The organism is Burkholderia sp. KCJ3K979, from assembly GCF_016759955.1.
In the GTDB taxonomy this organism is placed as follows: Bacteria; Pseudomonadota; Gammaproteobacteria; order Burkholderiales; family Burkholderiaceae; genus Burkholderia; species Burkholderia orbicola.
Genome location: NZ_JACFYV010000126.1, coordinates 1 through 19,435 on the forward strand (window position 1 = coordinate 1; position 19,435 = coordinate 19,435).

The following is a 19,435-nucleotide window of genomic DNA, read 5'->3' on the forward strand; positions in this document are numbered from 1 at the left end:
CTGTCCAAGGTCGCGCTTGTTGCCTGCATGCGCAAGCTCCTAACCATGCTCAATGCCATGGTCAAAACCAACACGCCTTGGGACGATTCACTTCATCGGGCTTGACTCGGAAGACGGTTACTCAGTCGTGTTTCAGTCCGTCGATCACATCCAGCAACGCCTGCCGCAACGCGATCACATCGACGTTTGCGCCCGGCCTGGCTGCGCCGCGCGCATCGACGGCCTGCGCGTCGGATTCGACCGGCCCCGCCGCGGCCCGCTCGCTGCCCGGCGAATCGAGCCGGTTGCGCGCGCCGTTGATCGTGAAGCCCTGCTCGTACAGCAACTCGCGAATCCGCCGGATCAGCAGCACTTCGTGATGCTGGTAATACCGCCGGTTGCCGCGCCGCTTCACCGGACGCAGCTGAGTAAATTCCTGTTCCCAGTAACGCAGTACATGTGGTTTGACCCCGCATAGTTCGCTGACTTCGCCGATCGTGAAGTAGCGCTTCGCGGGAATCGGAGGCAAGACGACTTTCTCAACCGTGGTGGTCATCGTCGGTTAACCGTCGGTAAGGGGGGCGCGGCGGCCGCGCGGAGCGTGGGCGCGTATTACTCCGCGCCGTTTTCGACCAGCGCCTTCAGCTTCTGGCTCGCGTGGAAGGTTACCACCCGGCGGGCCGCGATCGGAATCGCCTCGCCCGTCTTCGGATTGCGGCCCGGACGCTGCGGCTTGTCGCGCAGCTGGAAATTGCCGAACCCCGACAGCTTGACGCTTTCGCCGTTTTCGAGCGCGTCGCGGATCACTTCGAAAAACGCCTCGACCATGTCCTTCGCTTCACGCTTGTTCAGCCCGACGCTGTCGAACAGCAGCTCCGCCAGTTCCGCCTTCGTCAGCGTCGGCGTCTCGGTGGACGCCGGCGCCGACGCGTCGCGGTTCATCGCGCTGCGTTGCGCCGTCAGGAGGGCTTCGAATTCACTCGAGGTCATGTCGTTCATATCTGCCATACAGCGCGTTGAATCAAAACTTACGATGGAAAAAAGCCGCCCGCGAACGGGCGGGCCCTCTCCTTAGCCGCGCAGGCGCGCACCGGCACGAGCCATTCGCTCGACCAGCGTCTGAATCGCCTGATCGACGACCTCGTCCTGCAGCGTGCCAGCCGCGTCCTGCAGCGTCACGCGGAAGGCAAGGCTCTTCTCGTTCGCGGCAAGACCACCGGAAGTATTTGATTTTGCACGAAATTCGTCGAAGAGTACAACCTTCTGAACGAATCGGCAGGCCTCTTCGGCAAGCGCCTTCTTCATTTCGTCGAAAAGTGCCTGAACCTCGACCGCCTGATCGACGACAACGGCGATATCGCGACGGACCGGCGGGAATTTCGACACGTCGGTGGGCGCCGGCAGCGTACGGGCAATCAGCGCGTCCGCGTCGATTTCGAACATCACCGGCGGGTGCGGCAGCTCGTATTTCTGCATCAGGCGCGGATGCAACTCGCCGATCCAGCCGACCGCGCGGCCCTCGACTTCGATCCGTGCGCTGCGGCCCGGATGAAGGGCCGGATGCTCGGCCTTCACGAAACGCGCAACCGCTGGCGCGAGCAGCGCTTCGAGATCGCCCTTCACGTCGAAGAAATCGACCGCGCGGGTCGCCACGCCCCACTGCTCGTCGAGTGCCGGACCGTACGCCAGTGCGCCGACGCGCTTCGGCTGCGCATGACCTTCGACCGCCAGCTCGCCGGCCTTCACCGACGGATCGGCGACGAACACGCGCCCCGATTCGAACACGCGCACGCGATCGGCGCGGCGGTTCAGGTTGTGGCGCAGCACGGCGATCAGGCTGCCGAACAACGTCGTGCGCATCACCGAAAGCTGGCTCGCGATCGGGTTCAGCAGGCGGATCGGGTTGTCGTTGCCCGCGAAATCGTGCTCCCACTCCGCATCGACGAAGCTGAAGTTGACGGTTTCCGCGTAGTCGCGCGCGGCGAGCGCGTGACGGATATCGTGGATCGAACGCCGCGTCTCGTGGGTCGCGCGCATTTCGCTCGTCGCGACCGGCGGCCGCGCCGGGATCTTCTCGAAACCGTAGATGCGCGCCACTTCCTCGATCAGGTCTTCCTCGATCTCGATGTCGAAGCGATGCGACGGCGGCGTGACGAGGAACGCGTCGTCCTCACGCTCGAACGGCAGGCCGAGGCGCGTGAAGATGTCCGCGATCTCGTCGGCGTCGATCTTCACGCCGATGATGCGGTTCGCGCGCGACACGCGCATCTTCACCGGCGCGCGCTGCGGCAGGTTCACCGCCTGATCGTCGACCGGGCCGGCCTTGCCGCCGCAGATCTCGAGGATCAGCTGCGTGATGCGCTCGACGTGCTCGACGGTCGTCGCGTAATCGACGCCGCGCTCGAAGCGATGGGCCGCATCGGTCGAGAAGTTGTACTTGCGCGCGCGGCCGCGGATGCTGTCCGGCCACCAGAACGCGGCTTCTAGGTAGATGTTGGTCGTATCGAGCGTGACGGCCGTGCTGTCGCCGCCCATGATGCCGGCCAGGCTTTCGACCTGACGGTCGTCCGCGATCACGCCGACCGTTTCGTCGAGTTCGACCGTGTTGCCGTTGAGCAGCTTCAGCGATTCGCCGCGCTTGCCCCAGCGCACTTCGATGCCGCCGTGGATCTTGTCGAGATCGAACACGTGCGACGGGCGGCCGAGTTCGAACATCACGTAGTTCGAGATGTCGACGAGCGCGGACACGCTGCGCTGGCCCGAGCGCTCGAGGCGCTCGACCATCCACTGCGGCGTCTTCGCATGCGCGTTCACGCCGCGGATCACGCGCCCCGAGAAGCGGCCGCACAGATCGGGCGCGGCAATGCGCACCGGCAGCGTTTCGTCGAGCTCGACGTTCACCGGGCGGATGTCGACCGGCGTCAGCGGCGCGCCTGTGATCGCGGCCGTCTCGCGCGCGATGCCGAACACCGACAGACAGTCGGCCTTGTTCGGCGTCAGCTTGATTTCGAAGATCGTGTCGTCGAGATTGAGGGTCTCGCGGATGTCCTGGCCGACCGGCGTGTCTTCCGGCAGGATCAACAGCCCGCTGTGATCCTCGGACAACTTCAGCTCGCGCGCCGAGCACAGCATCCCCTGGCTCTCCACGCCGCGCAGCTTCGACAGCTTGATCGCGAACGGCTTGCCGCCCTCTTCCGCCGGCGGCAGTTCCGCGCCCACCAGCGCGACCGGCACCTTGATGCCGGGCGCCACGTTCGGCGCGCCGCAGACGATGTTCAGCGTCGCGCCGGTGCCGGCGTCGACCTGGCAGACATTGAGCTTGTCCGCATCCGGATGCTTGACGACTTCGAGCACGCGGCCCACGACGATCTTCGACGTCGGCGGCGCAGCCTTGCTCAGCGATTCGACTTCGAGCCCCGCCATCGTCAGCGCGTGCGACAGCTCGTCGGTCGTCAGCTGCGGGTCGACAAAGGTTCTCAACCAGGATTCAGGGAATTGCATGGATGTCTACGTTCGAAACAGGTTAGATCGACGCCCGGGCCCCGTCGGAAACGTCCATCGGGGGCGTGCGCGGGCACAGGTCGGCGCGGCGAGCGGCGTTATGCGAACTGGCGCAGGAAACGCAGGTCGTTCTCGAAGAACAGCCGGAGATCCTGAACGCCGTAGCGCAGCATCGTCAGGCGCTCGAGGCCGCTGCCGAACGCGAAACCGATGTAGCGCTCGGGGTCGAGGCCCATGTTGCGGATCACGGTCGGATGCACCTGCCCCGAGCCGGAAATTTCGAGCCACTTGCCGGCGTTCTTGCCTTGCTCGAACATCATGTCGATCTCGGCCGACGGTTCCGTGAACGGGAAATACGACGGACGGAAGCGCACGAGGATGTCGTCGCGCTCGAAGAATTTTTTCAGGAAGTCGGTATAGACGCCCTTGAGGTCGGCGAAGCTGATGTTTTCGTCGATCCACAGCCCCTCGACCTGATTGAACATCGGCGAGTGGGTCGCATCGCTGTCGACGCGATACGTGCGGCCCGGCGCGATCACCTTGATCGGCGGACGGTTCATGCGCGCGTAACGCACCTGCATCGGGCTCGTGTGCGTGCGCAGCAGCAGCTGGCGGCCGTCGGCATCCTTGCCTTCGACGTAGAAGGTGTCCTGCATCGAACGCGCCGGATGGTTCTCCGGGCTGTTCAGCGACGTGAAGTTGTACCAGTCGGTCTCGATTTCGGGGCCGTCGGCCACGTCGAAACCGATCGAGCCGAAAATCTGTTCGACACGCTCCCACGTGCGCATCACGGGGTGCAGGCTGCCTGCGCCGGCGCCGCGGCCCGGCAACGTCACGTCGATCGCTTCGGCGGTGAGGCGCTGATTCAGCAGCGCGTCGGCCAGTGCCTGGCGACGGGCGGTGAGCGCGGCTTCAACCTGCTGCTTCGCGACGTTGATGCGTGCGCCTTCGGTCTTGCGTGCTTCGGGATCGAGCTTGCCGAGGCCCTTCAGCAACTCGGTCAGCGCACCCGATTTGCCGAGAAATCGTGCTTTCTCGTTTTCGAGCGTGGTGATGTCGGCAGCCTGTTCGAAGGACTGCTGCGCGTCGGCGACAATCTGGTCCAGATCCATAGATCCCATCATTTCCAACGTCATTCGGTCTTGGCGAGCGAAATGGCCTCGCCAAACAAAAAAGGGGCTCGGAAGAGCCCCGTTTTCGCTGCAGCGGCCGAGACTACCGGAACCTCGCTGCAACTAACCACGCAGTGCTAATTTCGCAATTAGGCTGCAACGGCGGCTTTCACCTGCTTGACGATCGCAGCAAAAGCAGCCTTGTCGAACACCGCCATGTCGGCCAGCACCTTACGGTCGAGTTCGATCGACGCCTTCTTCAGGCCGTTGATGAACACGCTGTAGGTCATGTCGTGCTGGCGAACTGCCGCGTTGATACGCGTGATCCACAGTGCGCGGAACACACGCTTCTTGTTGCGGCGATCGCGGTACGCGTACTGACCAGCGCGCATCACCGCCTGCTTGGCGATGCGGTAGACGTTATTGCGGCGGCCGCGATAACCCTTGGCCAGGTTGATGATCTTCTTGTGGCGGGCCCGTGCGGTTACCCCACGTTTGACTCGAGGCATGTTTCTCTCCTTGGAGTATCAGTTGAGGGGTTACGCGAACGGGAGCATCGCGCGGACGGAGTTCAGATCGGAATCATGAACTGCCGTTGCGCCGCGCAGATGGCGCTTGTTCTTCGTGGTTTTCTTGGTCAGGATGTGACGCTTGAAGGCTTGACCGCGCTTGACGGTACCGCCCGGACGCACCACGAAGCGCTTTGCAGCGCTCTTCTTGGTCTTCATCTTAGGCATGACGAACAACTCCAGTTTATTAGATGGCGATGGGTGTGCGGTTGGCTTGCGCCCTTGACCCGCCCTTCGAAACCCAGTCCACTTGTGTACGGCGAACCGCTTGCGCAGCCGCCGTCATCGTTGGCGCGCCGCCCTGACCGGGCAACGCGCCGAACCACTGTCGAACCTGCGCGCGATGCGCGCGGGCCCGTTACTTCTTTTTCTTCGGCGAGAGCACCATGATCATCTGGCGCCCTTCCATCTTCGGCATCTGCTCGACCTGGCCGACTTCCTCGAGATCCGTGCGCAGACGCTCGAGCATCCGCATACCGATTTCCTGGTGAGCCATTTCACGGCCGCGGAAACGCAACGTGATCTTCGTCTTGTCGCCCTCTTCGAGGAAGCGCACGAGATTGCGGAGCTTGACGTTGTAATCCCCGTCATCGGTACCCGGACGGAACTTGACTTCCTTGACCTGGATGACCTTCTGCTTCAGCTTCGCTTCGTGCTGCTTCTTCGACTCCTGGTACTTGAACTTGCCGTAATCCATCAGACGGCAAACCGGCGGCACCGCTTGCGGCGCGATCTCCACCAGGTCAACATCCAGTTCTTCCGATTTACGGAAAGCGTCAGCGAGTTTTACGATACCGAGCGGTTCGTTCTCGATCCCGACCAGGCGCACTTCCGGCGCAGTGATTTCACCGTTGATGCGGTGCGACGACTTATCAGTAGCGATGTTACGTTTCCTCTAAAAATTAAAAAAACGAGCCGCGCTGCCAGGGCGGTTACTTGAACGAGCGCAGGTCTTCCTGCAGACGCTCAACGAAGGCTTCGACCGGCATTACGCCAAGATCGACGCCGCCACGGGCACGCACGGCTACCGTTTGCGCATCACGCTCCTTATCGCCCACGACGAGGAGATAAGGCACCTTTTCCAGCGTGTGCTCGCGTATTTTATAGCTAATCTTCTCGTTGCGCAAATCGGCCGCCACTCTAACCCCTTGTTTTTGCAACGTTTGGGTCAGAGACTGCGCATATTCGGCCTGACTTTCGGCGATATTGAGCACAATTGCCTGGTACGGCGCGAGCCAAACCGGCATTGCACCAGCGTGGTGCTCGATCAAAATGCCGAGGAATCGCTCCATCGAACCGACGATCGCGCGGTGCAGCATCACCGGCCGGCGGCGGCTGTTGTCTTCCGCGACGTACTCGGCCCCCAGGCGCTCCGGCAACACCATGTCGAGCTGCAGCGTGCCGCACTGCCACGAGCGGCCGAGCGCATCCTTGATGTGATACTCGATCTTCGGACCGTAGAACGCGCCCTCACCCGGCAACTCTTCCCACGTAAGGCCGCAGGCCGTCAGCGCATCGCGCAAACCCTGCTCGGCACGATCCCACGTCTCGTCCGTACCCGCACGCTGGTCGGGACGCAGCGACAACTTGATGTCGATGTGATCGAAACCGAAGTCCTTGTACACGCTCATGGCCAGCGTGTTGAACGCGATCGATTCCGAGATGAATTGGTCTTCCGTACAGAAGATGTGCGCGTCGTCCTGCACGAAGCCGCGCACGCGCATCAGGCCGTGCAGCGCGCCCGATGCCTCGTTGCGGTGGCACGAGCCGAATTCCGCGTAACGCAGCGGCAGGTCGCGATACGAGCGCAGGCCGTGCTTGAACACCTGGACGTGGCCCGGGCAGTTCATCGGCTTGATCGCGTAGTCGCGCTTCTCCGACTCCGTCGTGAACATGTTCTCGCGATAGTTCTGCCAGTGGCCCGACGCTTCCCACAGCGAGCGGTCCATGATCATCGGCGTCTTGATCTCGAGATAACCGGCTTCGTTGACGCGGCGGCGCATGTACTGCTCGACCTGCTGCCACAGCGCCCAGCCCTTCGGATGCCAGAACACCATGCCCGGCGACTCTTCCTGCATGTGGAACAGGTCGAGCTGCTTGCCCAGCTTGCGGTGGTCGCGCTTTTCCGCTTCCTCGAGCATGTGCAGGTACTGATCCTGGTCTTCCTTCTTCGTCCAGGCCGTACCGTAGATACGCTGCAGCTGCTCGTTCTTCGAATCGCCGCGCCAGTACGCGCCCGCGACCTTCATCAGCTTGAAGACCTTCAGCTTGCCGGTGGACGGCACGTGCGGGCCGCGGCACAGATCGGTGAAGCCGCCGTGCGAGTACAGCTTGATTTCGTCGCTTTGCGGAATCGATTCGATGATCTCGGCCTTGTACTTCTCGCCGATGCTGCGGAAGTAACCGGCCGCTTCGTCACGCGACACGACACGGCGCGTGACCGGCTCGTCCTTCTTCGCGAGTTCCTGCATGCGCTTTTCGATCTTTTCCAGATCTTCCGGCGTAAACGGGCGGTTGTACGAGAAGTCGTAATAGAAACCGTTGTCGATCACCGGGCCGATCGTCACCTGCGCGTCCGGATACAGCTCCTTCACCGCATACGCGAGCAAGTGGGCGGTCGAGTGGCGGATGATGTCGAGGCCGTCGGCATCCTTGTCCGTGACGATCGCGAGCGACGCGTCGCGGTCGATCACCGTCGACGTATCAACGAGCTCGCCATCGAGCTTGCCACCAAGCGCAGCCTTCGCAAGGCCGGGACCGATCGAGGCCGCAACCTCGGCAACTGTCACCGGATGCTCGTATTGTCGAACTGAGCCGTCAGGCAAGCGTATCGAAACCATAGCAATCTCCGTGATGCCGACAGTGGGCGGCAGACCAGGTACGCGAGATCGAACTCACGCGTCAAAAAATTCGCGACAAAAAAAATGCGGCCCCGCTTTCGAGGGGCCGCATTCGATACTTCACTCAAACTGAAAGGGCGAAAACGTTCCTCGACTAGCGTCGCTCCGAAGTGGTTTCGGTCAACGTTCGCGGTGTCATAACCGTATTCGCCTTGTTCGCGTTGAGTTGTGTACTGCACTGAACACCCGGAGGCCGGGCATTCTCAATTCGTTGGTAGGCTCGATTGGATTCGAACCAACGACCCCCACCATGTCAAGGTGGTGCTCTAACCAACTGAGCTACGAGCCTAGAGAAGCTAAGATTATATGGAGCGGCTACCGACTTGGCAAGTGTTTTATGCGGTCGCAGCAAAACAATGCCGTTCCAACCCCATCACGATTTCCGCCCTGCCCGCACGACGCCCTGCACCTCGCCGAGCAGCGTGCACGCGCGCTGCACCTGCGCCGAATTCGATACCTCGACCGTGAACTGCATGAATGCCGCATTGCGGCGACTCTGCGTCTTCACGCCCACGACATTGATCTTTTCGCGTGCGAACACTTCGGAGATATCGCGCAGCAACCCTTGCCGGTCGCTCGCCTCGATCATCAGGTCGACCGGATACACGGACGCGCCGCGCCCGCCCAGCACGTCGGCCGACCAGGTCGTCTGCAACACGCGCTCCGGCGCGCGCTCGACCATCCGGCGAAACGTCGGGCAGTCGCTGCGATGAATCGACATTCCCTTGCCGCGCGTGACGAAACCGCTGATCGGATCAGGCGGCGCCGGACGGCAGCAGCGCGCCAACTGCGTCAGCAGCGCGTCGACGCCCACCACCAGCACGCCGGTCGACGCGCCGTGCGCGACGCTCGCGCCGCTGCTGCGCTTCTCGAAATCGGCCGGCGCCTCGGGCGCCGGTTCCGGCGGCGGCGCATCGGACAGCGCGTGTTCGACGTTGCGCAGGCTGAACTCTTCCTTGCCGACGACCGAGAACAACTCCTCGGGTGACTTGAAGCCGAGCTTCGCGGCGAGGTTGTCCAGGTTGACCGACGTCTTGCCCTCGCGCTGCAGCGTCTTTTCGACGAGCGCGCGCCCGTGCGCGACGTTTTCTTCCTGCTCGATCGAGTTGAACCACGCACGCACCTTCTGCCGCGCGCGCGAGCTCTTCAGGTAACCGAGCTGCAGGTTCAGCCAGTCGCGCGACGGCCCGCCTTCCTTCACCGCGACGATCTCGACCGTCTGCCCGTTCGCCAGCGACGTGTTCAGCGGCACCATCACGCCGTCGACGCGCGCGCCACGGCAGCGATGGCCGAGCTCGCTGTGCAGGTGATACGCGAAATCGACCGGCGTCGCGCCCTGCGGCAGCGCGATCACGCGCGCCTGCGGCGTCAGTACATAGATGTGGTCGTCGTCGAGCGACGTCTCGCGCAATTGCGCCCACGCCTGATCGCCCGACACTTCGGTGCCGTCCTCGACGTCGTCCTTCCACGCGAGCAACTGGCGCAGCCACGCGATCTTCTCGTCGTACTTGTCGCTCGCGGAGAACTGGCCGCCGTAGCCGCGCGCGCCGGCCTCCTTGTAACGCCAGTGCGCGGCGACGCCGTACTCGGCGAAACGATGCATCTCCTGCGTGCGGATCTGCACTTCGAACGCACGGCCGTCGTCGCCGATCACGACCGTATGCAGCGACTTGTAGCCGTTCGGCTTCGGCCGCGAGATGTAGTCGTCGAATTCCTTCGGCACCGGCTGCCACAGGTGATGCACGATGCCCAGCACCGCGTAGCAATCCTTGATGTCGGGCACGATCACGCGAAACGCGCGCACGTCGTACAGCTCGGAGAAGTCGAGCTCCTTGCCGCGCATCTTGCGCCAGATGCTGTAGATATGCTTCGGCCGGCCGCTCACGTCGGCCTGGATGTGCGCTTGCGCGAGCTCGTGCTGCAGCCGCGCGATCGCCTGCGTCACGTACGCCTCGCGCTCGATGCGCTTCTCGTCGAGCAGCTTCGCGATCCGCTTGTAGGTGACGGGATCTTCGAAGCGGAACGCGAGATCCTCGAGCTCCCACTTCAGTTGCCAGATACCGAGACGGTTCGCGAGCGGCGCATAGATCTCGAGCGTCTCGCGCGCGACGTCGGGCGGTGGATCGAGCTTCGCGGCCGCGTAGTAGCGCAGCGACTGCAACCGCGACGCGAGCCGGATCAGCACCACGCGGATGTCCTGCGCGAACGCGAGCAGCATCTTGCGCAGCGCCTCGATTTGCGTGCGCCGCTCTTCCGCCGCGTCGCGCCCGGAGTCGGGCTTCGCGGCATTCTGCGCGGCGCGCAGGCTGACGGTGCCGAGCCGCAACAGCTTGCGCACGTCGGACACGAGCCGCGCGACTTCGTCGCCAAAACGCTCGGTCAGCTCGCGCTCGGGGTCGCTCAGGTGCGGCGTCAGCACGAACAGCGCGGCGGCCTGCATCGCGTGCGGATCGACGTTCAGCGTGCGCATGATCGCCGCCGTGCCCGCCGAGTGATCGGCGAGCAGCTCGCCGGACGACAGGCGCGCGTCGCCGGCCCGCTCGCGCACGAACGCGAGCACGTCGTCGAACGACGGCGCCGCGACGGGAGAGGCGGAAACGGATTCGGTCATTGCACGGCCTGCCGGAATACGGTCATCGTCGGATAACGCTCAGCTCCGCTGCGCGGCGACGACCACGATCTCGACGAGCAGCGCCGGATCGGCGAGCTTCGCCTCGACGGTGGCGCGCGGCGGCGTGTTGCCCGGTGCGACCCATGCGTCCCACTCCGCATTCATGCCTTCGAAGTTCGCCAGATCCGAGATGTAGATCTGCACTGACAGCAGATGCGCCTTGTCGCTGTTCGCTTCGGCGAGCAGGCGATCGATGTGGCCGAGCACTTCGCGCGTCTGGCCGCGGATGTCCTGCGTGGTGTCTTCGGCGATCTGGCCGGCCAGATACACGGTACCGTTGTGGATCGCGGTTTCGGAGAGACGGGCCCCGACGTGGTGACGAATGACTGCCATGAAAATGTTCCGGTCGTGATGGATAGGAAATCGGGCGGCGGCACGGCCCGCGTGCCGCCGAACCGCACATTATGACGCGTTTATGCGCCGCCTTCGACGAAAAACCGCCGTGCGAGCGCAATCTGGTCGGCGCTGACGAAGGCCGGCGCATGACCCGCCCCCGGAATCTCGACCTGCGTCACGTGCCGGCCGCGACGGACCATTTCGGCCGCCGTCTCGCGCGACAGCAAGTCGGACGTCTCGCCGCGCACGACGAGGAGCGTCGCATCCGTCGTCTCGATCGCACGCCACAGCGCGGCCTCGCCAAGCGCGGCCAGTTCGGGCGTCGTCGCCTTGAACGGCTCGGCGATGCGCGGGTCGTAGCGCATCGTCCAGCCGCCTTCGGGCAGTTCGTGCAGCAGCGGCCCGTTGATCTCGCGCCACTCGTCGGCGCTCAGCGCACCGAACGGCAGCGACAGCGACGTCAGGTAGTCGATCCCCTCCTGCTCGGTCGCAAAGCGCGGCTGCACGCCGAGGTACTCGCCGATGCGCGTCAACGAATCGGGCTCGATGCGCGGGCCGACGTCGTTGACGATCATCCGGCGCAGCGGCGAACCGGGGAGCCCGGCGAGCGCCATGCCGATCAGGCCGCCCATCGACGTACCGAACCAGTCGACCGATTCGACGTCGAGCCGTGCGATCAGCGTCACCATGTCGGCCACGTACTGCGGAATCGCATAGTGCCGCGGATCGGCCAACCGGTCCGATTGGCCGCGCCCGACGACATCGGGGCAGACGACGCGATACGTATCGGACAGCGCAGCGGCAAGCCGGTCGAAATCGCGCCCGGAGCGGGTCAGGCCGTGCACGCAGACGAGCACGCGCGGATTCGCGGGATCGCCCCACTCGGTATAGGCGACGTGGTGAAGGCCGGCCGCGCTCGCACACTGCACGCGCCGCTGGCGGGGAACCGGGGGATTCGCTGGGATCGTTGGCATCGTTGGCATCCTGTCGAACGGGGGCGACGCGCGGGACAACGCTTGCGGCGCCCGATGCAAACGATTGTAAACCGCTTCGGAATGACGGGGCGCCACGCGCTCCGGCCCACCACCCGGGACGGGTTCAATCGTTGCGACGCCACGCGTCCCGCAACTGCTCGCGCAGGAAATCGACGAATGTCCGCACCCGCAACGGCACATGGCGAGCGCCGGGATAAACGGCATGCAACGGCGCGGCGGATGCCTCGAAGGCCGGCAGCACACGCACGAGCCGGCCGGCGTCGAGATCGGCGCCGACGTCCCAGATCGACTTCAACGCAATGCCCGCGCCTTCGAGCGCCAGCGTACGCGCCGCGCCGCCGTCGTTCGTCAGCAGCGCGGCCGTCACCTCGACCGCCACGCCGCCTTGCGCGCCATCGAACCGCCATTCGGCACGCGGCTGGTCGCCCATCACGATGCATCGATGCGCACGCAGCTCGGCCGGATGGGCGGGCCAGCCGTGCGCCGCGAGATAGCCCGGCGACGCGCACAGCACGCGGTGATTCGGCGCCAGCTCGCGCGCGATCATCGTCGAATCGGCGAGATTGCCGATCCGCACGGCGACGTCGATGTCGGCTGCGAGCAGATCGACGACCGCATCGGTCAGCATCAACTGCACGGTCAATTGCGGATGCCGCTGCTGAAATGCCGCGACGAGCGGCGCGATTCGGAGGCGGCCGAGTTCGCCGGGCGCCGTCACGCGCAGCACGCCGCTGACCGTGCCGCGGCGGTCGCGCATCAGCGTTTCCGCATGCTCGACTTCGGCCAGGATGCGCAGGACCTGCGCATGAAACTGCGCGCCGTCGTCGGTGAGCGTCTGCTGCCGCGTCGTCCGGTGCAGCAGGCGCACGCCGAGCCGCGACTCGAGATGCGCGAGCCGCTTGCTGACGACCGACAACGACAGGTCGAGCTCGCGCGCCGCCGCCGACAGGCTGCCGGCCGATACGATCCGCGCGAACGTATCGAGCGCGGGGAAATCGTCGATCAGCGTCATGGCGCCCGCCTCACCCCAACCTTTCCTTTTTTCGAAGAATCCATTCGCTTCTTGCCCGTATTTGCATTCAGAACGGAAACCTACCATACCTGTTCCGCGTCGTCGCATGACGCTCTTCACAGGACCCTTGCAACCATGTCGATCCGCCTTCGTTCAGCCGCCCGCCCTGTCGCGCACGCCTTCGCGGCAGCCGCTTGCGTCGTGGCGCTCTGGCCCGCCGCCGCCCGTGCCGCCGATCTCGTCGCGCCGCACAGCCTGACCATCGCGGCAGGCTTGCCGGCCGCGCAGGCCCGCGCGCAAATCCTGGCCGCGCGCCGCTACGGCAGCTTCTGGAATACCGGCGACCCCGCACTCGCCCGCGCGGCACTCGCCACCGACTTCACCGACCGCACGCTGCCGCCCGGCCGCGAACAAGGCGCAGCGGGGCCGCTCGCGGCCTCCAGCACGATGCGCGACGCGATCCCGGATCTGCGCTGCGACATCGAACAGATGATCGTCGCTGGCGACCGGGTCGTCGTGCACCTGCATTTCCGCGGGCATTTCACCGGCGCGTTCAACGGAACGGCCGGGCACGGGCAGGCAATCGACTTCATCGCGACCGATATCTACCGGATCGACCACGGCCGGATCGCGGAAAACTGGCATATCGAGGACAACCTGACGCTGATGCGTCAGCTCGGGCTCGTCGGCTGACGGAGGAGACGATGACTCACGGTAACGACACGCCCGCGACGCCGCTGCCGCGCCGCACCTTCCTGGCCCAGGCCGGCGCCGGGCTCGCGGCTGGCGTCGCGCTGGCCGCAAGCACGTCCGTGCGTGCCGGCGCGCCGGTGCCGGCGCCCGCGACACCGGGCGCCACGCCGTTCTGGCCGGACGGCGCGCGGCTCGTGATCTCGATCTCGATGCAGTTCGAGGCGGGCGGACAACCGCCCACGGGCGCGGACAGTCCGTTTCCGGCCGTCGCGTTTCCGTCGTCGGTGCCGGTCGATCTCGCATCGGCCACCTGGTTCGCGTATGGCTACCGGGAAGGCATTCCGCGCCTGCTCGACCTGTGGGACCGGCACGGCGTGAAAGTGACGTCGCACATGATCGGGGAAGCCGCGCGCCGGCACCCCGAACTGGCGCGCGAGATCGTATCGCGCGGCCACGAAGCCGCCGCGCACGGCCCGACGTGGCGCGCCCAATTCGCGATGAGCCGCGACGACGAGCGCCGCTTCCTGACCGACGCGCGCGACATGGTCGAAGCGGCGACCGGCCAGCGTCCGACCGGCTACAACTGCAACTGGCTGCGGCGCGGCCCGCAGACGTTGTCGCTGCTGCAGGAACTCGGCTATACGTATCACATCGACGACGTCAGTCGCGACGAACCGTTCATCGAGACCGTCGGCGGCCGCGATTTCGTGGTGGTCCCGTACACGCTGCGCAACAACGACATCCTGCTGATCGAAGGCCGCCACTACTCGCCGACGATGTTCGTCGAGCAGATCAAGCTCGATTTCGACCAGCTGTACGCGGAAGCCGGGCAGCGGCGCAGATTGATGTCGATCAGTGCGCACGACCGGATCAGCGGCACGCCGCAGATGGTCCGCGCGTGGGACGACTTCCTGCACTACGCTCGATCACACCCCGGGGTCGCTTTCATGCGCAAGGACGACATTGCGCGCTTCGCGCTGCACAGCCCGTCGACGCTGCGCGAGACCGAAACGATCTGACCGGATTCCGTTCAACTCACCACCCAGGAGAGACTTTCATGGACGATCTGCTCCACGGAAAGACAGTACTCGTCGTCGGCGGCAGCTCCGGCATCGGCGCCGCCACCGCAGCGGCATTCGCGCGGCGCGGCGCGCGGGTGACGATCGCTTCGCGCGATCCACGCCGGTTCGACATCGACGCCCTGCCGGGCGCGCACGTGCGGACCGAAACGCTCGACATCACCGATACGGCGGACGTCGATGCGTTCTGCGCACGCGCCGGCCAGTTCGACCACGTCGTGATTTCTGCCGCGAAGACGGCCACGGGCGCGGTCCGTGCGCTGCCGCTCGCCGACGCGCAGGCAGCGATGAACAGCAAGTTCTGGGGCGCCTACCGCATCGCCCGCGCGATCGATATCGCGCCCGGCGGCTCGCTGACGTTCGTGTCGGGCTACCTGAGCGTGCGGCCGAGCGCGTCGTCGGTGCTGCAAGGCGCGATCAACGCGGCGCTCGAGGCCCTCGCCCGCGGGCTGGCGCTCGAGCTGGCGCCGGTTCGCGTGAACACCGTGTCGCCCGGCCTGATCGCCACGCCGCTGTGGGACAAGCTCGCGCCCGACGCACGTGACGCGATGTACGCCGGCGCCGCCCAGCGGCTTCCCGCACGCAGGGTCGGCCAACCGGAGGATGTCGCGAATGCGATCCTGTATCTGGCGGTCACGCCCTACGCAACCGGCTCGACGGTGCTGATCGACGGCGGCGGCTCGATTGCGTGACGCGTGCGTGCGTTCATGACAAAACGCCCCGCGTTCCGTCGGGAACGCGGGGCGTCGAGGATCACGCACCAGGGTAGTGCTCAGGCCACGGCGCTGACGTCGAGCGGTGCGCCCGTCTTCGCCTGGATCTCGTCGGCGCTCACGCCGTCGGCCAGTTCGAGCACCTTCAACCCGGCCGGCGTCACTTCGATCACGCCGAGATCGGTGATGATCAGGTCGACCACGCCGACACCCGTGAGCGGCAAGTTGCATTCTTCGAGGATCTTGTGCTGATCGCCCTTTGCGACATGCTCCATCAGCACGACGACACGCCCCACTCCCGCGACGAGGTCCATCGCGCCGCCCATCCCCTTGATCATCTTGCCCGGGATCATCCAGTTCGCGAGGTCGCCCTGCTTGCTGACCTGCATCGCGCCGAGGATCGCGAGGTTGATGTGGCCGCCGCGGATCATAGCGAACGAATCGGCCGACGAGAAGATCGACGAACCGGGCAGCGTCGTGACGGTCTGCTTGCCGGCGTTGATCAGATCGGCGTCGACTTCGTCCTCGGTCGGCGACGGGCCGATGCCGAGCAGGCCGTTCTCCGACTGCAGCCACACCTCGACGCCGTCCGGCACGTGGTTCGCGACGAGCGTCGGCAGGCCGATGCCGAGGTTCACGTAGAAGCCGTCCTGCAGTTCCTTCGCCGCGCGCGCGGCCATCTGGTCACGATTCCAGGCCATGTCAGTCTCCTTTCGCGCGTACGACGCGTTGTTCGATGCGTTTTTCGGGCGTCGCGTTCAGCACGATGCGCTGCACGAAGATCCCCGGCGTATGGACCTGATCCGGATCGAGCGTACCGTTCTCGACGATCTCCTCGACTTCGACCACGGTGATCTTGCCGGCCATCGCGCACATCGGGTTGAAGTTGCGCGCGGTGCGGCGATAGATCAGGTTGCCGGACTTGTCGGCCTTCCACGCCTTGACGAGCGCGACGTCGGCCGTCAGCGACGGCTCGAGCACGTAGTGGCGATCGCCGAACTGGCGCGTTTCCTTGCCTTCCGCGATCACGGTGCCGTAGCCGGTATTCGTGAAGAACGCGGGGATGCCCGCACCGCCCGCGCGCAGCTTTTCGGCGAGCGTGCCCTGCGGCGTGAATTCGAGCTCGAGCTCGCCGGCCAGGTACTGCCGCTCGAACTCCTTGTTCTCGCCGACGTACGACGAGATCATCTTCTTGATCTGGCGCGTTTCCAGCAGCAGGCCGAGGCCGAAACCGTCGACGCCCGCGTTGTTGCTGATGCAGGTGATGCCCTTGACGGCCGAATCGCGCAACGCCGCGATCAGCGCCTCGGGAATCCCGCACAGGCCGAAGCCGCCCACCGCGAAGGTCTGTCCGTCACGGACGACCCCCTCCAGCGCGGCAGCCGCGCTTGGATAGACTTTGTTCATCAGTTGTCCCTTCCTCTATGGAAACCAGCAAAACCGGTTCACGCGCCACGTGGCGCAAGCCCGCCGCACCATTCTATGCATGCGCGGCAATGCCTGCGTCGAAGCACGCTGTTTTTATGTCGCGACACACCGCCGCGAGATGCCTGAAAGGGTACGATGCGGCGCGGATGCGGCACAATACGCAAAAATACATAAGCATTTCCCTCCGCCTGCCTGCGCCATGCCCGATCTCGATTACCAGACCGCCTTCCACCTCGCGCCGCTCGGCCTCGTGCTGTCGCGCGACCGCGTGATCGAGGACTGCAACGACGCGCTCGCGTCGATCTTCCGCTGCGCGCGGGCCGACCTGATCGGGAAATCGTACGCGGTGCTCTACCCGTCGACGGACGAATTCCAGCGAATCGGCGAGCGCATCGCACGCGTGATGGTCGCGAACGGCGTCTACTCGGATGACAGAATCATGAAACGCGCGGACGGCGAGCTGTTCTGGTGCCATGTGACGGGCCGCGCGCTCGACCGCACCGCGCCGCTCGCGGCGGGCGTCTGGACCTTCGAGGATTTGAGCGCGACGCGCCGCGTCGCGGTCGAGCTGACCCCGCGCGAGCGCGAGATCGCCGCCCAGCTCGCGACCGGCAAGACCAGCAAGCAGATCGGGCGCGTACTCGACATCAGCTCGCGCACGGTCGACATCTACCGCGCCCGGCTGATGCGCAAATACGGGACGAACAATACGCCGGAGCTGCTGCAGCGACTGCTCGGGCAGTGAGCGCGCATTGCGTCGCAGCGCTCGAATGACGATCGGCCGCACGCGGCGGCCGACCGGGGGAAACAACGGGCACGGCGCGCCACCGACGACCCGGTGCCGGCCTGCCGGTATGCACGCTCAGCTGACTTTCGTCGCGAGCGCGCGCTCGATCGTGTCGCGCAGCAGGGGCGGCAGCGGCACCGACTTGCCGAGCGCGTAGTCGACCCACACGCAGCGCGCGTTGCCGCGTGCGTAGACATGCTGCGGATCGTCCGCGCGCGTGAGCTCGAACCCGGTATCGAAACTGCTTCGGCCGGGCTTCGCGGCCGACATCCTCGCGATCACGTCGCCCGGATAGTGCAACTGCTTGAGGAATTCCATCGACGCGGTGACGATGACGGGCCCCTGCCCCTCGCCGTTGCCGCCGGCAATGCCGAGCTGCTCGAACCACGAGATCCGCGCCTGCTCCATGTAGCGGAAATAGACCGTGTTGTTCACATGGCCGAACGCGTCCATGTCGCCCCAGCGGATCGGCATCGACATCTCAAAAACGGGGGAGTAATCGCTTGTTGCGCTCATTGCAGTCTTCTTCGTTGCTGAATGTCACCCGCTCAGGCGAGGCCGAAGCCGTCGTCTGCGGAGATGATCGAGCCATTGATGAACTGCGACTCGTCGGCCGCGAGCAGCAACAACAGCCCGTCGAGATCCTGCGGCTTGCCGACGCGCCGGCGCGGCAGCATCGACTGCAGCTTCTGGCCCTGCTCGGTTTCCCACAGGTAGTGATTGATTTCGGTATCGATATAGCCCGGGCAGATCGCGTTCACGTTGATCCCGTGACGGCCCCACTCCAGCGCCATCGCGCGCGTCATCTGCACGACCGCGGCCTTGCTCATCGCGTACAGCCCGATTTGCGGGAACACGCGCAGCCCGGCCACCGACGCGATGTTGATGATCCGGCATGGCGGCTTGCCGTTGCCGCCGCCGTTCGCGCGCATGATCATCCGCTTCGCGACTTCCTGCGCGACGAAAAATGCGCCGCGCGTGTTCGTATCGAACACGAACTCGAAATCCGCCGGCGTCACGTCGACGAGCTTCTGCATCGTCGACACACCCGAATTGTTCACGAGAATGTCGATCGTGCCGGCTTCCGTCTCCGCATGCGCGACGGCCGCCTTGATGCTCTGGACATCGGTCACGTCGAGCGACACGACGTGCGCGGCGCCACCCGCCGCCTCGATCTCCGCGCGCAGCTCCTTCAGGCGCTCGACGCGGCGGCTCGCGAGCACGACCTTCGCGCCGGCTTGCGACAGCACCTGCGCAAAACGCTGCCCGAGGCCGCTCGACGCGCCCGTCACCAGCGCAACCTTGCCTTCCAGATTGATCGATCGACCCATTTACACATCCCCTTTCGATGTCGTTTCGCCAGCCCCGGCGGCACAGCCCGGGCGGCATTACCCTAGCACAAAAAATAGAACGATCGTGCTAATCTACCCGCATGTTGTTGCGGCAAGCGTTTCGTTTCGCAGACAATACGCTCCCGAATAAAAGCATTCTAACGGTTAGAGGAACGCCAATGACCCCCGCAAGCCTCATCGAGCAATACGGCCCGCGCGAATCGATGGAATACGACGTCGTGATCGTCGGCGGCGGCCCGGCCGGGCTGTCTGCCGCGATCCGGCTCAAGCAGCTGGCCGTCGAGAAAGGCACCGAGATCGGCGTGTGC

Annotated in this window: 21 protein-coding genes, 1 tRNA gene and 1 pseudogene; 6 read left to right on the forward strand and 17 right to left on the reverse strand. The window is 65.1% G+C overall.

Annotation, left to right across the window (positions count from 1 at the left end):
• A pseudogene (locus H3O04_RS23180) lies at nucleotides 1-105 on the forward strand (IS110 family transposase); the annotation flags it as partial.
• 16 nt (nucleotides 106-121) lie between these two features.
• Here the strand turns inward: H3O04_RS23180 and H3O04_RS23185 are convergent.
• The 13 genes from H3O04_RS23185 to H3O04_RS23245 all read right to left on the reverse strand — a co-directional run bounded on the left by H3O04_RS23185 (nucleotide 122) and on the right by H3O04_RS23245 (nucleotide 13,075).
• Complete coding sequence (locus H3O04_RS23185; protein ID WP_043888365.1) at nucleotides 122-535, reverse strand: MerR family transcriptional regulator; 414 nt, start codon at nucleotides 533-535, stop codon at nucleotides 122-124.
• A 56-nt stretch (nucleotides 536-591) separates the two neighbouring features.
• On the reverse strand, nucleotides 592-978 hold the full coding sequence (locus H3O04_RS23190) for an integration host factor subunit alpha (protein ID WP_006486093.1): 387 nt from the start codon (nucleotides 976-978) through the stop codon (nucleotides 592-594).
• Nucleotides 979-1,050: 72 nt separating this feature from the next.
• On the reverse strand, nucleotides 1,051-3,480 hold the full coding sequence (pheT, locus tag H3O04_RS23195; RefSeq protein WP_124477869.1) for a phenylalanine--tRNA ligase subunit beta: 2,430 nt from the start codon (nucleotides 3,478-3,480) through the stop codon (nucleotides 1,051-1,053).
• A 98-nt stretch (nucleotides 3,481-3,578) separates the two neighbouring features.
• A complete protein-coding gene (pheS, locus tag H3O04_RS23200; protein WP_006486107.1) occupies nucleotides 3,579-4,592 on the reverse strand; it encodes a phenylalanine--tRNA ligase subunit alpha in 1,014 nt (337 codons plus the stop codon).
• Nucleotides 4,593-4,741: 149 nt separating this feature from the next.
• Nucleotides 4,742-5,101: a 50S ribosomal protein L20 gene (gene rplT / locus H3O04_RS23205; protein WP_004192938.1), complete on the reverse strand. Its 360-nt coding sequence runs from the start codon at nucleotides 5,099-5,101 to the stop codon at nucleotides 4,742-4,744.
• 30 nt (nucleotides 5,102-5,131) lie between these two features.
• Nucleotides 5,132-5,329 carry a 50S ribosomal protein L35 gene (gene rpmI, locus H3O04_RS23210; RefSeq protein ID WP_004191477.1) on the reverse strand — a complete coding sequence of 66 codons (198 nt, stop codon included), beginning with the start codon at nucleotides 5,327-5,329 and terminating at the stop codon, nucleotides 5,132-5,134.
• A 190-nt stretch (nucleotides 5,330-5,519) separates the two neighbouring features.
• A complete protein-coding gene (infC, locus tag H3O04_RS23215) occupies nucleotides 5,520-6,044 on the reverse strand; it encodes a translation initiation factor IF-3 (protein ID WP_071734130.1) in 525 nt (174 codons plus the stop codon).
• Between the two features lie 49 nt (nucleotides 6,045-6,093).
• On the reverse strand, nucleotides 6,094-8,001 hold the full coding sequence (gene thrS, locus H3O04_RS23220; RefSeq protein ID WP_006476187.1) for a threonine--tRNA ligase: 1,908 nt from the start codon (nucleotides 7,999-8,001) through the stop codon (nucleotides 6,094-6,096).
• A gap of 272 nt (nucleotides 8,002-8,273) precedes the next feature.
• Nucleotides 8,274-8,350: transfer RNA gene (locus H3O04_RS23225), tRNA-Val, on the reverse strand.
• A gap of 84 nt (nucleotides 8,351-8,434) precedes the next feature.
• A complete protein-coding gene (locus tag H3O04_RS23230; RefSeq protein WP_011694268.1) occupies nucleotides 8,435-10,672 on the reverse strand; it encodes a RelA/SpoT family protein in 2,238 nt (745 codons plus the stop codon).
• Nucleotides 10,673-10,711: 39 nt separating this feature from the next.
• Nucleotides 10,712-11,065, reverse strand: a complete 354-nt coding sequence (locus tag H3O04_RS23235; RefSeq protein WP_006486103.1) for a RidA family protein — start codon at nucleotides 11,063-11,065, stop codon at nucleotides 10,712-10,714.
• Nucleotides 11,066-11,145: 80 nt separating this feature from the next.
• Complete coding sequence (locus tag H3O04_RS23240; RefSeq protein ID WP_054927671.1) at nucleotides 11,146-12,042, reverse strand: alpha/beta fold hydrolase; 897 nt, start codon at nucleotides 12,040-12,042, stop codon at nucleotides 11,146-11,148.
• A 124-nt stretch (nucleotides 12,043-12,166) separates the two neighbouring features.
• Nucleotides 12,167-13,075 (reverse strand): LysR family transcriptional regulator, encoded by a 909-nt coding sequence (locus H3O04_RS23245; protein ID WP_054927670.1) that lies wholly within the window; start codon nucleotides 13,073-13,075, stop codon nucleotides 12,167-12,169.
• Between the two features lie 135 nt (nucleotides 13,076-13,210).
• Between H3O04_RS23245 and H3O04_RS23250 the strand changes: the two genes are divergently transcribed.
• The 3 genes from H3O04_RS23250 to H3O04_RS23260 are packed head-to-tail and all read left to right on the forward strand — an operon-like array spanning nucleotide 13,211 to nucleotide 15,539.
• Nucleotides 13,211-13,768: an ester cyclase gene (locus H3O04_RS23250; RefSeq protein WP_054927669.1), complete on the forward strand. Its 558-nt coding sequence runs from the start codon at nucleotides 13,211-13,213 to the stop codon at nucleotides 13,766-13,768.
• Nucleotides 13,769-13,779: 11 nt separating this feature from the next.
• A complete protein-coding gene (locus tag H3O04_RS23255; protein WP_054927668.1) occupies nucleotides 13,780-14,787 on the forward strand; it encodes a polysaccharide deacetylase family protein in 1,008 nt (335 codons plus the stop codon).
• Nucleotides 14,788-14,825: 38 nt separating this feature from the next.
• The gene (locus H3O04_RS23260; RefSeq protein WP_054927667.1) at nucleotides 14,826-15,539 is read left to right on the forward strand and encodes an SDR family oxidoreductase; all 714 of its coding nucleotides are present in this window, start codon (nucleotides 14,826-14,828) and stop codon (nucleotides 15,537-15,539) included.
• 80 nt (nucleotides 15,540-15,619) lie between these two features.
• Here H3O04_RS23260 and H3O04_RS23265 read toward each other — a convergent pair whose 3' ends face one another.
• Nucleotides 15,620-16,261 (reverse strand): CoA transferase subunit B, encoded by a 642-nt coding sequence (locus H3O04_RS23265; RefSeq protein ID WP_054927666.1) that lies wholly within the window; start codon nucleotides 16,259-16,261, stop codon nucleotides 15,620-15,622.
• A gap of 1 nt (nucleotide 16,262) precedes the next feature.
• Nucleotides 16,263-16,967, reverse strand: coding sequence for a CoA transferase subunit A (locus tag H3O04_RS23270; protein WP_054927665.1), 705 nt, complete (start codon nucleotides 16,965-16,967; stop codon nucleotides 16,263-16,265).
• A gap of 220 nt (nucleotides 16,968-17,187) precedes the next feature.
• Here H3O04_RS23270 and H3O04_RS23275 point away from each other — a divergent pair, with 220 nt between their 5' ends.
• Complete coding sequence (locus H3O04_RS23275) at nucleotides 17,188-17,733, forward strand: LuxR C-terminal-related transcriptional regulator (RefSeq protein ID WP_012328362.1); 546 nt, start codon at nucleotides 17,188-17,190, stop codon at nucleotides 17,731-17,733.
• 117 nt (nucleotides 17,734-17,850) lie between these two features.
• On the opposite strand, the gene H3O04_RS23280 is transcribed toward H3O04_RS23275, so the two are convergent.
• Together H3O04_RS23280 and H3O04_RS23285 are read right to left on the reverse strand one after the other, a co-directional pair.
• On the reverse strand, nucleotides 17,851-18,291 hold the full coding sequence (locus H3O04_RS23280) for an acyl-CoA thioesterase (RefSeq protein WP_054927664.1): 441 nt from the start codon (nucleotides 18,289-18,291) through the stop codon (nucleotides 17,851-17,853).
• Between the two features lie 32 nt (nucleotides 18,292-18,323).
• Nucleotides 18,324-19,106 (reverse strand): SDR family oxidoreductase, encoded by a 783-nt coding sequence (locus H3O04_RS23285; RefSeq protein WP_011545236.1) that lies wholly within the window; start codon nucleotides 19,104-19,106, stop codon nucleotides 18,324-18,326.
• Nucleotides 19,107-19,213: 107 nt separating this feature from the next.
• On the opposite strand from H3O04_RS23285, the gene H3O04_RS23290 reads away from it, so the two are divergent.
• A partial coding sequence (locus H3O04_RS23290) for an FAD-binding protein (RefSeq protein ID WP_237666391.1) occupies nucleotides 19,214-19,435 on the forward strand: 222 nt, incomplete at its 3' end.

What these genes read in the sequence shown, in the direction of transcription:
- H3O04_RS23185 (WP_043888365.1), bottom strand. Translation starts at nt 535, where the DNA reads ATGACCACCACGGTTGAGAAAGTCGTCTTGCCTCCGATTCCCGCGAAG.
- H3O04_RS23190 (WP_006486093.1), bottom strand. Translation starts at nt 978, where the DNA reads ATGAACGACATGACCTCGAGTGAATTCGAAGCCCTCCTGACGGCGCAA.
- pheT (WP_124477869.1), bottom strand. Translation starts at nt 3,480, where the DNA reads ATGCAATTCCCTGAATCCTGGTTGAGAACCTTTGTCGACCCGCAGCTG.
- pheS (WP_006486107.1), bottom strand. Translation starts at nt 4,592, where the DNA reads ATGGATCTGGACCAGATTGTCGCCGACGCGCAGCAGTCCTTCGAACAG.
- rplT (WP_004192938.1), bottom strand. Translation starts at nt 5,101, where the DNA reads ATGCCTCGAGTCAAACGTGGGGTAACCGCACGGGCCCGCCACAAGAAG.
- rpmI (WP_004191477.1), bottom strand. Translation starts at nt 5,329, where the DNA reads ATGCCTAAGATGAAGACCAAGAAGAGCGCTGCAAAGCGCTTCGTGGTG.
- thrS (WP_006476187.1), bottom strand. Translation starts at nt 8,001, where the DNA reads ATGGTTTCGATACGCTTGCCTGACGGCTCAGTTCGACAATACGAGCAT.
- H3O04_RS23230 (WP_011694268.1), bottom strand. Translation starts at nt 10,672, where the DNA reads ATGACCGAATCCGTTTCCGCCTCTCCCGTCGCGGCGCCGTCGTTCGAC.
- H3O04_RS23235 (WP_006486103.1), bottom strand. Translation starts at nt 11,065, where the DNA reads ATGGCAGTCATTCGTCACCACGTCGGGGCCCGTCTCTCCGAAACCGCG.
- H3O04_RS23240 (WP_054927671.1), bottom strand. Translation starts at nt 12,042, where the DNA reads ATGCCAACGATCCCAGCGAATCCCCCGGTTCCCCGCCAGCGGCGCGTG.
- H3O04_RS23245 (WP_054927670.1), bottom strand. Translation starts at nt 13,075, where the DNA reads ATGACGCTGATCGACGATTTCCCCGCGCTCGATACGTTCGCGCGGATC.
- H3O04_RS23250 (WP_054927669.1), top strand. Translation starts at nt 13,211, where the DNA reads ATGTCGATCCGCCTTCGTTCAGCCGCCCGCCCTGTCGCGCACGCCTTC.
- H3O04_RS23255 (WP_054927668.1), top strand. Translation starts at nt 13,780, where the DNA reads ATGACTCACGGTAACGACACGCCCGCGACGCCGCTGCCGCGCCGCACC.
- H3O04_RS23260 (WP_054927667.1), top strand. Translation starts at nt 14,826, where the DNA reads ATGGACGATCTGCTCCACGGAAAGACAGTACTCGTCGTCGGCGGCAGC.
- H3O04_RS23265 (WP_054927666.1), bottom strand. Translation starts at nt 16,261, where the DNA reads ATGGCCTGGAATCGTGACCAGATGGCCGCGCGCGCGGCGAAGGAACTG.
- H3O04_RS23270 (WP_054927665.1), bottom strand. Translation starts at nt 16,967, where the DNA reads ATGAACAAAGTCTATCCAAGCGCGGCTGCCGCGCTGGAGGGGGTCGTC.
- H3O04_RS23275 (WP_012328362.1), top strand. Translation starts at nt 17,188, where the DNA reads ATGCCCGATCTCGATTACCAGACCGCCTTCCACCTCGCGCCGCTCGGC.
- H3O04_RS23280 (WP_054927664.1), bottom strand. Translation starts at nt 18,291, where the DNA reads ATGAGCGCAACAAGCGATTACTCCCCCGTTTTTGAGATGTCGATGCCG.
- H3O04_RS23285 (WP_011545236.1), bottom strand. Translation starts at nt 19,106, where the DNA reads ATGGGTCGATCGATCAATCTGGAAGGCAAGGTTGCGCTGGTGACGGGC.